Source organism: Streptomyces sp. NPDC103540, from assembly GCF_055584445.1.
On sequence record NZ_JBVJMA010000025.1, the window covers coordinates 51,740 to 64,624 of the forward strand.

At 75.4% G+C, this 12,885-nt stretch carries 11 protein-coding genes and 1 riboswitch; of the genes, 9 read left to right on the forward strand and 2 right to left on the reverse strand.

Annotated features, from left to right (window positions below; translation table 11 throughout):
- Positions 1–85: 85 nt before the first annotated feature.
- Positions 86–1,222, reverse strand: a complete 1,137-nt coding sequence (locus tag ACZ6ZI_RS37755; RefSeq protein ID WP_469529033.1) for an alpha/beta hydrolase family protein — start codon at positions 1,220–1,222, stop codon at positions 86–88.
- A 332-nt stretch (positions 1,223–1,554) separates the two neighbouring features.
- Here ACZ6ZI_RS37755 and ACZ6ZI_RS37760 point away from each other — a divergent pair, with 332 nt between their 5' ends.
- The 7 genes from ACZ6ZI_RS37760 (at position 1,555) to ACZ6ZI_RS37790 (ending at position 10,188) form a co-directional block, all read left to right on the forward strand.
- On the forward strand, positions 1,555–2,823 hold the full coding sequence (locus ACZ6ZI_RS37760) for an inorganic phosphate transporter (protein ID WP_469529035.1): 1,269 nt from the start codon (positions 1,555–1,557) through the stop codon (positions 2,821–2,823).
- Between the two features lie 28 nt (positions 2,824–2,851).
- The gene (locus ACZ6ZI_RS37765; protein ID WP_363055667.1) at positions 2,852–3,073 is read left to right on the forward strand and encodes a hypothetical protein; all 222 of its coding nucleotides are present in this window, start codon (positions 2,852–2,854) and stop codon (positions 3,071–3,073) included.
- Positions 3,074–3,219: 146 nt separating this feature from the next.
- A riboswitch (cobalamin riboswitch) is annotated at positions 3,220–3,305 on the forward strand.
- Positions 3,306–3,362: 57 nt separating this feature from the next.
- Complete coding sequence (locus ACZ6ZI_RS37770) at positions 3,363–4,337, forward strand: cobalamin biosynthesis protein (protein ID WP_469529038.1); 975 nt, start codon at positions 3,363–3,365, stop codon at positions 4,335–4,337.
- Positions 4,334–5,854, forward strand: coding sequence for a cobyric acid synthase (locus ACZ6ZI_RS37775; protein WP_469529041.1), 1,521 nt, complete (start codon positions 4,334–4,336; stop codon positions 5,852–5,854). The genes ACZ6ZI_RS37770 and ACZ6ZI_RS37775 overlap by 4 nt, the downstream gene beginning before the upstream one ends.
- Before the next feature lie 145 nt (positions 5,855–5,999).
- Positions 6,000–8,138 (forward strand): putative cobaltochelatase, encoded by a 2,139-nt coding sequence (locus tag ACZ6ZI_RS37780; RefSeq protein ID WP_469529043.1) that lies wholly within the window; start codon positions 6,000–6,002, stop codon positions 8,136–8,138.
- A complete protein-coding gene (cobO, locus tag ACZ6ZI_RS37785; protein ID WP_363055671.1) occupies positions 8,138–8,737 on the forward strand; it encodes a cob(I)yrinic acid a,c-diamide adenosyltransferase in 600 nt (199 codons plus the stop codon). The genes ACZ6ZI_RS37780 and cobO overlap by 1 nt, the downstream gene beginning before the upstream one ends.
- Entirely contained in the window at positions 8,737–10,188 is a 1,452-nt protein-coding gene (locus ACZ6ZI_RS37790; RefSeq protein WP_469529046.1) for a cobyrinate a,c-diamide synthase, read from the forward strand. The genes cobO and ACZ6ZI_RS37790 overlap by 1 nt, the downstream gene beginning before the upstream one ends.
- A 37-nt stretch (positions 10,189–10,225) precedes the next feature.
- Here ACZ6ZI_RS37790 and ACZ6ZI_RS37795 read toward each other — a convergent pair whose 3' ends face one another.
- Entirely contained in the window at positions 10,226–10,951 is a 726-nt protein-coding gene (locus ACZ6ZI_RS37795; RefSeq protein WP_363055673.1) for a ZIP family metal transporter, read from the reverse strand.
- A gap of 149 nt (positions 10,952–11,100) precedes the next feature.
- Between ACZ6ZI_RS37795 and cobC the strand changes: the two genes are divergently transcribed.
- The gene (gene cobC / locus ACZ6ZI_RS37800) at positions 11,101–12,525 is read left to right on the forward strand and encodes an Rv2231c family pyridoxal phosphate-dependent protein CobC (RefSeq protein WP_469529050.1); all 1,425 of its coding nucleotides are present in this window, start codon (positions 11,101–11,103) and stop codon (positions 12,523–12,525) included.
- A 37-nt stretch (positions 12,526–12,562) separates the two neighbouring features.
- Positions 12,563–12,885, forward strand: a 323-nt coding sequence (locus ACZ6ZI_RS37805) for an IS5 family transposase (protein ID WP_469529053.1), incomplete at its 3' end; no start/stop codon positions are given.

Consider the following 12,885-nt stretch of genomic DNA (forward strand, 5'->3'; position numbering starts at 1 on the left):
CCGCCGCAGGCCCTTCACGACCGCGCCACACCCCGCGCCGCGTCCGGCACCGCGTCCGGCACCGCCTCCCGCGCCCGACGGTCCGTCACATCAGGGGCACCAGGAAGCGCCGCAGCGCCTCCTCGTAGCCGGCGGGGTCGGCGTTCCACATCGCCCCGTGGCCGGCCTCCCGGACGGTGTGCAGGGTGACGAGGTCGGGGCGGGCGGCGGCGAGCCGGCGCGAGGGCCCCCAGGGGGCGAGGGTGTCGTCCGGGCCGTGGAAGAGGAGGACGGGGACGCGCAGCGCGCCGGGGTCCGCGGCGGGGGGCCGGTGGTCGGCGCGCAGTCCGGCCCGACCCTCCGCCGCCCGCATCGCGAACGGCATCAGCGGGGCGGGGGTGTGCCGGGCGGCGACGAGGCCGCGCAGGGTGGTGTGCCAGTCCAGCACGGGCGAGTCGAGGACGACGCCGCTGACGCGCGAGGCCAGGGCGGAGCGCTCCAGGGCGCGCAGGGCCATCGTGGCCCCGGTGGACCAGCCGTGCAGGATCACGCGCCGGGCGCCGTAGCGCAGGGCGTAGCGGATGGCGGCGTCGAGGTCGCGCCATTCGGACTCGCCGAGGTGGCCGAGGCCGTCCGGGGAGGCGGGGGCGCCGAGGTCGCCGCGGTAGGCGAGGGAGAGCACCGGCAGCTTGTGGCGGTGCAGGAAGGGCATGACCACCATCGGGTGCTCGCGGCCGGCGCCCAGGCCGTGGACGGCGATCACCCAGGTGCCGCGGGCCGCGGGCACGAACCAGGCGGGGAGCGGGCCGAGCTCGCCGGGGACGTCCACGTCGGCGTGGTCGAGGCCGAGGGCGGTGCGGGGGTTGCCCAGGTGGACCTGGGGGGTGAGGGCCACCCGGGTGCCGGGGTCGAGGCTGCCGTGGGTGACGGCCAGGAGGCGGCGTACGACGGTGTCCGGGCCGTGGGGGGCGTCGGGCAGGACGGGGCCGACGACCGCGTGGACCCCGGGGGCGTCCAGGCCGTAGGTGCCCGGTCGCAGGGAGGCGAGCGAGCGGGTGAGGACGACGCGGCCGGCGGCGGTGGAGTGGACGCTGAGCCGGGGGGTTCCGGGCAGGGGGCGGCCGGGCTCGGGGCGCAGGGCCGCGTCGGCGGCGTACCGGCCCGCCGCGACGGCGGCCGCGGCCGCTCCGGCGCCGATCAGGGTCGCGGTGACGGCCGTTGCCGTCGCAGTGGCGGTACGCACGGCTCCAGTGTCGAGGCGGGTGCGCGCGGGGGCCACCGGAGGTACGGCGGACGGGGGTCGGGGCGGCCGGCCGGACGGGGTGCGGAAGCGGAGTGATCTACCTCTCTTCAACGGCCCGGCGAGGGGCTTCGAACGTGCCGGGCGGGACAACCGGAAGGTGCTCACGACCCCGCCCTGACGTGCATTAATCGATATATCCACGAAAGAATCGGGACGAAGAGTCCGATGGGGTGCCGGGCCGGGACACCAACCGTCCCGAGTCAGTTCATCTTCCGTTCACCCAGGTTGCCTACGGTCGCCGAGCCACTGACGTCAAACAGAAGCCTGGGTAAATGGAGCACATAACGCTTCTCCTCGGGATCGTGATCATCACCGCTCTCGTGTTCGACTTCACGAACGGTTTCCACGACACGGCCAACGCGATGGCCACCACCATCTCGACCGGCGCCCTCAAGCCCAAGACGGCGGTGGCCATGTCCGCCGTGCTCAACCTCGTCGGCGCGTTCATGTCCGTGGAGGTCGCCAAGACGATCTCCAAGGGCCTCGTCAACGAAGAGGGCATCCAGCCGGAAGTGATCTACGCGGCCCTGGTCGGCGCGATCCTCTGGAACCTCGTCACCTGGCTGGTCGGCCTCCCCTCCAGCTCCTCGCACGCCCTGATGGGTGGCCTCATCGGTGCCGCGGTCGCCTCCGCCGGCCTCGGCGCGGTCAACGGCGGCGTCGTCGTCACCAAGGTGCTGATCCCGGCGATCGCCGCGCCGATCGTGGCCGGTGTGGCCGCGATGCTGGCCGCGAAGATCACGTACAGGCTGAACGACAAGGTCGGCGAGAAGACCTCCGCCAAGGGGTACCGCGCGGGCCAGATCGCCTCGGCCGGTCTCGTCTCCCTGGCGCACGGCACCAACGACGCGCAGAAGACGATGGGCATCATCACGCTGGCGCTCGTCGCCGGTGGCGCCCTGGCCCCCGGCTCCAACCCGCCGGTGTGGGTCATCGTCTCCGCCGGTGTGGCCATCGCCCTCGGCACCTACCTGGGCGGCTGGCGCATCATCCGCACCATGGGCAGCGGCCTGACCGACCTCCAGCCGCAGCAGGGCTTCGCCGCCCAGACCTCGGCCGCGAGCGTCATCCTGGCCTCCTCCAGCCTCGGCTTCTCCCTCTCCACCACCCACGCCTGCTCCGGCGCGGTCATGGGCGCGGGCCTGGGCCGCAAGGGCGGCGTCGTCCGCTGGTCCACCGCGACCCGCATGTTCGTCGCCTGGGGCCTGACCCTGCCGGCCGCCGCGCTGGTCGCGTCCGTCGCCGAGCTGGTCATGCGCACCGGTGACGTCGGCGTCGGCGCCGTGACGGTCTTCCTCGTCGGCTCCTGCCTCGCCATCTGGCTGATCTCGCGCCGCCAGGTCGTCGACCACACCAACGTCAACGACGTGGCTCCGGCCGCCGACGAGCAGCCGGGCGTGGTCACCACCGCGATGGCCGCCGTCGCCGTCCCGCCGGCCGCCGGTACCACCGCGGCCGTGACCGACGAGGACCTCAAGGCCACCATCCCGGCCGCGACGGCCAACCCGGCGACCCCAGCGGCCCCGGCCGCGGCGGTCTGACCCCGAGAACGACAGAGGAAACGGCAGTATGAAGATCGACTGGGCAGCACTCGGCTCCGTCTTCGGAGTCAGCCTCTCGGCCACCGTCGCCCTCGTGGCCCTCTTCACCCTGGGCCTGGTGGGCCTGTCCCGGCACGAGGCCGCCACCGAGCAGGGCGGCACCGCCACCCTCGCCCGCACCGGCGCCTACGCCTGCTTCGCGGTCTGCACCGCGGCCGTGGCCTACGCGATCTACCTGATCGTCAGCTGACGACGCCCGACACCGCGACGGCTCCCTCCGGGTTCTCCGGAGGGGGCTTTCGCGTACCCGGCCCCGCTCCCCTTCGCAGGTCAACAGCGAGTTGACGGGCGTTCGCGGGGCGTGGTGGACTGCCCGAGCCATCACGGCGGCATGGAGAGGAAGTCCGGTGCGAATCCGGCGCGGTCCCGCCACTGTCACCGGGGAGCGCACGCCGCGCGTGCGCCCCGGGAGCCAGGAACTCTCGCCGCCGGACACGTCGAACCAGGGCGCGGACCCTGAGTGAGGACATACCTGCACCATGCGTGCCGATCGCGTCTTCGCGTACGGCGTCACGGCGGGCCTGATCGGCGACCGGATCCTCGGGGATCCGCGCCGCGGGCACCCCGTGGCCGCCTTCGGTAGGGCCGCGGCCGCGGTCGAACGAGCCCTGTGGCGCGACGACCGCGCCCGGGGCCTCCTGCACACCCTGGTGTGCGCCGGGGGCGCTGCCGCCGTCGGCGTGCTCGGCGCCCGCGCCGTGCGCTCCCGACCCGCCGCCGCCCGCGTCGCCCTGACCGCCGCCGCCACCTGGGCCGTGGTGGGAGGCACCTCGCTCGGCCGGGAGGCCCGCGCCATCGGCGGCGCGCTCGCCGCCGGCGACGACGAGGTGGCCCGGGAACGACTCCCCCACCTGTGCGGACGCGACCCGCAGGCCCTGGACGGCCCCGCGATGGCGCGTGCCGTCGTGGAATCCGTCGCCGAGAACACCTCCGACGCGGTCGTCGGCGCCCTGGTGTGGGGGGCCGTCGCCGGCGTCCCCGGCCTGCTCGCCTTCCGCGCCGTGAACACCCTGGACGCGATGGTGGGCCACAAGTCCCCCCGCTACCTGCGCTACGGCTGGGCCTCCGCCCGCCTCGACGACCTGGCGGGCTGGCCGGGCGCCCGGCTGACGGCGCTCGCCGCCGTGGTGGCCGGCCCCGACCGGCGGGGCGCCGCCCTGGCCTGGCGCGCGGACGCCGCCGACCACCCCAGCCCGAACGCCGGCCCGGTCGAGGCCTCCTTCGCCGGAGCCCTCGGCGTCCGGCTCGGCGGGACCCTCTCCTACGGCGGCCGGGTCGAGCACCGGGCCGTGCTGAACGGGGCGGCGGGCCGGCCGGTGGAGGTCGCCGACATCGAACGGGCCGTACGGCTCTCCCACCGGGTCACCTGGCTGGCGCTGGCCGCCTGCGTGGCGGCCCGCGCCCTCGTGGCCTCGGGCATCTCGCACGCGAAGAAGAGGGAAGGACGCGCATGAGCGGCGCGAAGCGCGGCGGCGGACTGCTGGTCGCCGGTACGACGTCGGACGCGGGCAAGAGCGTCGTCACGGCGGGCATCTGCCGCTGGCTGTCGCGCCAGGGCGTGAAGGTCGCGCCGTTCAAGGCGCAGAACATGTCGCTGAACTCCTTCGTGACGCGCGAGGGCGCCGAGATCGGCCGCGCGCAGGCCATGCAGGCGCAGGCGGCCCGCGTCGAGCCGACCGCCCTCATGAACCCGGTCCTGCTCAAGCCGGGCAGCGACCGCAGCAGCCAGGTGGTGCTGCTGGGCAAGCCGGTCGGCGAGATGAGCGCGCGCGGCTACCACGGGGGCCGTCAGGAACAGCTGCTCGGCATCGTCACCGACTGCCTGGAGCAACTGCGGGGCACGTATGACGCCGTGATCTGCGAGGGGGCGGGCAGTCCGGCCGAGATCAACCTGCGGCGGACCGACATCGTGAACATGGGCATCGCGCGCGCCGCGCGGTTCCCGGTGGTCGTGGTCGGGGACATCGACCGGGGCGGCGTCTTCGCGTCCTTCTTCGGGACGACGGCCCTGCTGTCGCCGCAGGACCAGTCGCTGATCGCCGGGTACCTGGTCAACAAGTTCCGCGGCGACGTGAGCCTGCTGGAGCCGGGCATGGAGATGCTGCGCGGCCTGACCGGGCGGGCCACCTACGGGGTCCTGCCCTACCGGCACGGCCTGGGCATCGACGAGGAGGACGGCCTGCGCGTGTCCCTGCGGGGCGCCGTACGGGAGTCCGTGGTCGCGCCGCCGGTCGGCGAGGACGTGCTGCGGGTCGCGGTCTGCGCGGTGCCGCTGATGTCGAACTTCACCGACGTCGACGCGCTGGCGGCGGAGCCGGGCGTGGTCGTGCGGTTCGTGGACCGGGCCGAGGAGCTGGCCGACGCGGACCTGGTCGTCGTACCGGGCACGCGCGGCACCGTGAAGGCACTGGCGTGGCTGCGGGAACGCGGCCTGGCCGACGCGCTGGTCCGGCGGGTCGCCGAGGGACGGCCCGTGCTGGGCATCTGCGGCGGCTTCCAGGCACTGGGCGAGCGGATCGAGGACGAGGTCGAATCGCGGGCGGGGACGGTGGACGGCCTCGGCCTGCTGCCGGTGCGCGTCCGCTTCGCGCGCGAGAAGACCCTGGCCCGGCCGACGGGCACGGCGCTGGGCGAGGAGGTCTTCGGCTACGAGATCCACCACGGGGTGGCCGAGGTGCTGGGCGGGGAGCCGTTCCTCGACGGCTGCCGGGTCGGGTCGGTGTGGGGCACCCACTGGCACGGCTCGCTGGAGTCGGACGGGTTCCGCCGGGCGTTCCTGCGCGAGGTCGCCTCCGCCGCCGGACGCCGCTTCGTCCCCGCGCCGGACACCTCCTTCGGGGCGCTGCGCGAGGAACAGCTCGACCTGCTGGGCGACCTCATCGCGGAGCACGCCGACACCGACGCGCTGCTGCGACTGATCGAGGAGGGCGCCCCGGTGGGCCTGCCCTTCCTCCCCCCGGGCGCCCCGTGAGGCGCCCGGCCCGGCGGGGGGCCGTCGCCGCCCCGCCCGGGCGCCGCCGCGCGCCCGCACCGCACGCCCGGTCCGCGGACGCCCGCGGACTCACCCGTACCCGGACCGGTACCCGCACGCGTACCCGTACAGAGGAAGGCACCGCATGAGCACCCCCTATCCGTTCACCGCAGTGGTCGGCCAGAACGACCTGCGGCTGGCGCTCCTGCTCAACGCCGTGAGCCCGGCGGTCGGCGGCGTGCTCGTGCGCGGCGAGAAGGGCACCGCCAAGTCGACCGCCGTGCGCGCGCTGTCCGCGCTGCTGCCGCAGGTCGACGTCGTCCCCGGCTGCCGGTTCAGCTGCGCGCCCGCCGCGCCCTACCCGTCCTGCCCCGACGGCCCCCACGAGGAGGGCCCCGGCGGCGCCCGGCCGGCGCGGATGGTCGAGCTGCCGGTCGGCGCCTCCGAGGACCGGCTCGTCGGAGCCCTCGACATCGAGCGGGCCCTGTCCGAGGGCGTCAAGGCCTTCGAACCCGGCCTGCTCGCCGACGCGCACCGCGGGATCCTCTACGTCGACGAGGTCAACCTGCTCCACGACCACCTGGTCGACGTGCTCCTCGACGCCGCCGCCATGGGCGCCTCGTACGTCGAGCGCGAGGGCGTCTCCGTGCGCCACGCGGCCCGCTTCCTGCTCGTCGGCACCATGAACCCGGAGGAGGGCGAGCTGCGCCCGCAGCTCCTCGACCGGTTCGGGCTGACCGTGGAGGTGGCGGCCTCCCGCGAGCCCGCCCAGCGCGTCGAGGTGGTGCGCCGCCGGCTCGCCTACGAGGACGACCCGGCCGGCTTCGCGGACCGCTGGGCCGGGGACGAGGCGGACGTGCGCGCCCGCGTGGTGGCCGCCCGGGCGCTGCTGCCGCAGGTCCGCCTCGGCGACACCGCGCTGCTGCGGATCGCCGCGACCTGCGCCGGTTTCGAGGTCGACGGCATGCGCGCCGACATCGTGATGGCGCGGACGGCCACCGCGCTGGCGGCCTGGGCGGGGCGGGTCGACGTACTGAAGGAGGACGTGCGCCAGGCCGCGCTGCTGGCGCTCCCCCACCGGCGTCGCCGCAACCCCTTCGACGCGCCGGGCCTCGACGAGGACAGGCTCGACGAGATCCTGGACGGCTTCCCCGACGAGGAGCCCGAACCGGAGCCGGATCCCGAGCCCGAGCCGCAGGGCCCGGACGACGGCGGCAGCGGCCCCGAGGACGACCCCGACGGGGGCGGTGGCGGCGGGGTTCCCCCGCAGGGCGGAGGACCCGAGGCGCCCGATACCCCCGAGGCCCCGGAGGCCCCCGAGGCCCCGGAGGCTCCCGAGGGGCCGTCGCAGGCGCCCGAGCCCTCCTCCGCCCCGGCCGCAGCGGCCCCCGAACAGGCCGCCGTACGGGCCTCCGAGCCCTTCCGCACCAAGATGCTCAGCGTGCCGGGCCTCGGCGAGGGCGCGGCGGGACGGCGCTCGCGCGCCCGTACCGCGCACGGCCGCACCACCGGCGCCACGCGTCCCCGGGGGCACCTGACGAAGCTGCACCTCGCGGCCACCGTCCAGGCCGCCGCCCCGCACCAGAAGGCGCGCGGGCGCAGCGGTCGGGGGCTGGTGGTGCGCAAGGACGACCTGCGCCAGGCCACCCGGGAGGGCCGCGAGGGCAACCTCGTGCTGTTCCTCGTCGACGCCTCCGGTTCCATGGCCGCCCGGCAGCGCATGAGCGCGGTCAAGGGCGCGGTGCTCTCCCTGTTGCTGGACGCCTACCAGCGCCGGGACAAGGTCGGCATGATCACCTTCCGGGGGGCGGGCGCCGAGCTGGCGCTGCCGCCGACCTCGTCCGTGGACACCGCGGCGACCCGGCTGGAACTGCTGCCGACGGGCGGGCGCACCCCGCTCGCCTCCGGGCTGCTCAAGGCCCGCGACGTCCTGCGCCTGGAGCGGCTGCGGGACCCCTCGCGCCGGCCGCTGCTGGTGGTCGTCACCGACGGTCGGGCCACCTCGGCCGGGAACCTGGGCGGCGACCCCCGCGAGCTGTCCGGACGCAGCGCCCGGCTGCTGGCCGCCGAGGGGGTCACCTCCGTGGTCGTGGACTGCGAATCGGGCCCGGTCCGGCTGGGACTGGCCGGGGCGCTGGCCGCGGACCTGGGGGCACCGGCCGTGACCCTCGACGGGCTGCGGGCCGACTCGTTGGCCGGGCTCGTGAAGAACGTACGTACCGCGGTGACGTCCGCCGCACCCGGATCATCTTCCGCATCCACCGCCTCCAGGAGGGCCGCGTAATGCCGCAGGGACAGCCGTCCGTCGTTCCGGACGACGGACTCACGACGCGTCAGCGCCGCAACCGTCCGCTCGTCTTCGTCCACACCGGACCGGGCAAGGGCAAGTCGACGGCCGCGTTCGGGCTCGCGCTGCGCGCCTGGAACCAGGGCTGGCCGATCGGGGTGTTCCAGTTCGTCAAGTCGGCGAAGTGGAAGGTCGGCGAGGAGAACGCGCTCAAGGTGCTCGGCGCCTCGGGCGAGGGCGGCAGCGTCGTCTGGCACAAGATGGGCGAGGGCTGGTCCTGGGTCCAGCGCGACGCCCAGCTCGACAACGAGCAGGCGGCGAAGGAGGGTTGGGAGCAGGTCAAGCGCGACCTGGCCGCCGAGACGCACCGGCTGTACGTGCTCGACGAGTTCGCGTACCCGATGCACTGGGGCTGGATCGACGTCGACGAGGTCATCGAGGTGCTGCGCGACCGGCCCGGCACCCAGCACGTGGTGATCACGGGCCGCAACGCGCCGGCGAAGCTGGTGGAGTTCGCGGACCTCGTCACCGAGATGACCAAGGTCAAGCACCCGATGGACGCCGGCCAGAAGGGCCAGAAGGGCATCGAGTGGTGATGTCGTGCACCGTGCCGCGGCTGGTCATCGCCGCGCCGTCCTCCGGCAGCGGCAAGACCACCGTGGCGACGGGCCTGATGGCGGCCTTCGCGGAGCGCGGCCTCGCCGTGTCCCCGCACAAGGCCGGGCCCGACTACATCGATCCCGGCTACCACGCGCTGGCCACCGGCCGCCCGGGGCGCAACCTCGACGCCTTCATGTGCGGGCCGGAGTCGATCGCGCCGCTGTTCGCGCACGGCTCCGCCGGCTGTGACGTCGCGGTCGTCGAGGGTGTGATGGGCCTCTACGACGGGGCCGCCGGGCGCGGTGAACTGGCCTCGACGGCGCAGGTCGCGAAGCTGCTGCGGGCGCCGGTCGTGCTGGTCGTGGACGCCTCGTCGCAGTCCCGGTCGGTGGCGGCGCTGGTGCACGGCTTCGCCTCCTTCGACCCGCGGGTGCGCCTGGGCGGGGTCATCCTCAACAAGGTGGGCTCCGACCGGCACGAGGTGATGCTGCGGGAGGCGCTGGAGGAGGCCGGGACGCCGGTCCTCGGCGTGCTGCGCCGGGCCCCGCAGGTGGCGACGCCGTCGCGGCACCTGGGCCTGGTCCCGGTGGCCGAGCGTCGGGCCGACGCGCTGGCCGCCGTGGCCGCCCTGGCGGACCAGGTCCGGGCCGGGTGCGACCTGGAGGCGCTGATGGCCCTGGCCCGCTCGGCGCCGCCGCTGGAGTGCGAGCCGTGGTCGCCGCGGGGGGCCCTGTTCCCCGACCGCGCCGAGCGGGGACCGGGCGTGCCGGTGATCGGGGCCGGGGGCGTCACGGGTCTCGGCCCGGACTCCGGCGCGCCCGTCGTCGCCGTCGCCGGCGGGGCCGCGTTCACGTTCTCCTACGCCGAGCACGCGGAGTTGCTCACCGCCGCCGGGGCACAGGTCGTCACCTTCGACCCGCTGCGCGAGGAGCGGCTCCCGGAGCACACCGCCGGCCTGGTGATCGGCGGCGGGTTCCCCGAGGTGTACGCGCCCGAGCTGTCGGCGAACGAGCCGCTGCGCAGGGCCGTGGCGGACTTCGCCGCGGCCGGCGGTCCGGTGGCCGCCGAGTGCGCGGGGCTGCTGTACCTGGCCCGTTCCCTGGACGGGAAGCCGATGTGCGGGGTCCTCGACGCCGACGCCCGGATGTCGGAGCGGCTCACGCTCGGGTACCGGGAGGCGGTGGCCGTCTCGGACAGCGCGCTCGCCGCGGCCGGCACCCGGCTGCGCGGCCACGAGTTCCACCGGACGGTGACCGAGCCGGGCGCGGGCGCCACCCCGGCCTGGGGGTTCACGCACCCGGAGCGGCGCGTGGAGGGCTTCGTCCAGGGCGGCGTGCACGCCAGTTACCTGCACACGCACTGGGCGGGGCAGCCGTCGGTGGCCCTGCGCTTCGCCGCGTCGGCGGCGGCCCGGGCGACGGTCGCGGCCGGGACGGCGGCCCCGTGAGGGACAGGTCGACGGGCCGGTCGACGGGCCGGTGACCTCACTCCGCGAGGCCGACCACCAGCCAGATCCCGGCCACCCCGCCCACCGTGCACATCAGCGTGGACAGGGCCGGGTGGCGGTGGTGCGCCTCGGGCAGGATCTCGGCGGCGGCCAGGTACAGCAGGGCGCCTCCGAAGAAGCCGAGGTAGGCCCCGAGCGGTTCCTCCGGAAGGGTGAACAGCAAAGTGGACGCCGCGCCCACGACGGGGGCCACGGCGTCGGCGAAGAGCATCGCGAGGGCCCGCTTGCGGGCGTTCCCGTACAGGCTCGTGAGCGTGTAGGTGTTGAACCCGTCGGCGAAGTCGTGGGTGATGACGGCCAGCGCCACGGCCACGCCCATGCCCCCGCCGACCTGGAACGCGGCGCCGAGGGCCACCCCGTCGGCGACGCTGTGGCCGACCATCGCGCCGGCCGCGGTCAGTCCGACCTGCGGCACGCGGGCCCCGTCCTCCGCGCCGTGCGCGGCCTGACGCACGGCCAGGACGCGTTCCACGACGTGGGCGACCAGGAAGCCCGCGACGAACAGCAGCAGGGCGAGCGGTACGCCGAAGACCTCCCGGCCCGCGGCGTGCAGGGCCTCCGGGAGCAGGTCGAGGCCGACGACGCCGAGCATCAGCCCGCCGGCGAGGCCCAGCACGAGGTGGCGGCGGTCGGTGACGCGTTGCGCCGTCCAGCCGCCCGCCAGGGTCATCAGGAACGCGCCCAGAGCCACGATCACCGCCATGTGCCCCTGCATACAGACTGGCGGGCGGGCGCGCACTTCCGTGCGCGGGTGGCGGACGCCACCGTGTTGACGAGGCCGACCGGTCCGACCGGGCCGGCGCAGCCGATGACGCAGACGGATCCGAGGGATCCGACGGAGGGAGGCCCCCGGTGGGCGAGGACGTGACCCGGTTGGTGGTCGGGGTGGGCGGACGCGCGGGGGTGTCCGTCGAGGAGGTCTGCGCGCTGGTCGAGGAGACCCTGCGGGGTGCGGGGCTGGCCGTCGCGGCGGTGACGGCGCTGGCCACGGTGGAGGCGAAGACCGGGGAGGCGGGGCTCGTCGGTGCGGCGAAACGATTCGGCGTCCCGCTGGTCGGCTACTCCGCCGAGGAGTTGGCCGCCGTCCGGGTCCCCCACCCCTCGACGGCCGTCCGGGACGCGGTCGGGACCGCCTCGGTGGCGGAGGCCGCGGCGCTGGCGGGCGGCGGGGAGCTGCTCGTGCCCAAGCGCCGTTCGGTCGCGGCGACCTGCGCCGTGGCCGCGGCGCGGGAGCACGACCTGCGCCACCACGGGGACGCGGAGGTGGTGGACGCGGGCGGCGCGCTCGTGGACCTCGCGGTGAACGTACGCTCGGACACTCCCCCGGCCTGGCTCAGGCAGCGGATCGCGGACAGCCTCGGGGACCTCGCCGCGTACCCGGACGGCCGGGCGGCGCGGGCGGCGGTGGCGGCCCGGCACGGGCTGCCGGTCGAGCGGGTGCTGCTGACGGCGGGGGCGGCGGAGGCGTTCGTGCTGATCGCCCGGGCCCTGGGCGCCGAGCGGCCGGTGGTGGTGCACCCGCAGTTCACCGAGCCGGAGGCGGCCCTGCGGGACGCGGGCCACCGGGTGGAACGGGTGCTGCTGCGGCCCGAGGACGGCTTCCGGCTGGACCCGGCGGCGGTGCCGCGCGACGCGGACCTCGTGGTCGTCGGCAACCCCACGAACCCGACGTCCGTCCTGCATCCGGCGGCCGACCTGACGGCGCTGGCCCGCCCCGGGCGGACCCTGGTGGTGGACGAGGCCTTCATGGACGCCGTCCCCGGGGAGCGGGAGGCGCTCGCCGGACGCATGGACGTGCCGGGGTTGGTGGTGCTGCGGAGCCTGACGAAGACCTGGGGACTGGCGGGGCTGCGGATCGGCTACGTCCTGGCCGAGCCGGAGGTGATCGCGAAGCTGGCGGCGGCCCAGCCGCTGTGGCCGGTGTCCACGCCGGCCCTGGTGGCCGCCGAGGCCTGCGTCGCGCCGAGGGCGCTGGCCGAGGCGGAGGAGGCGGCCCGGCGGATCGCGGTGGACCGGGAGCACCTGCTGGCCGGGCTCGCGGAGTTCGAGGAGATCACGACGGTCGGCCGGGCGGACGGACCGTTCGTGCTGATCCGGCTGGAGGGCGCGATGGAGGTACGCACCCGGCTGCGGGCCCTGGGCTTCGCGGTCCGGCGCGGGGACACCTTCCCAGGCCTCGACGCGTCCTGGCTGCGGCTGGCGGTCCGCGACCGGGCGACGACGGGCCGCCTCCTCCAGGCCCTGGACCACGCCCTGGCCCTGACCGGACGGGGCTAGGTCGTGTCCGCAATGTCGATCGGTCGTTACTCCGTTCGTGGTGCGACGACATGAACTGACCGATCAGGCTTGGGAAGTCATCGGACCGCTGCTGGCTCCGCCCCGGATGGGCCGTCCGGTGCGGGACCGGCGGCAGGTCCTCAACGGCATCCTGTGGAAGCTGTCCACCGGGGCGGCCTGGCGGGACCTGCCCGAACGCTACGGACCGTGGAAGACCGTCTACGAACGCTTCCGCCGCTGGTCCGCGGACGGAACCTGGGACCGGCTCCTGGCCCACGTCCAGCAGCACTCGGATGCGATCGGCGAGGTCGACTGGTCGATCGTCTGCATCGACTCGACCATCGTGCGAGCCCACCAGCA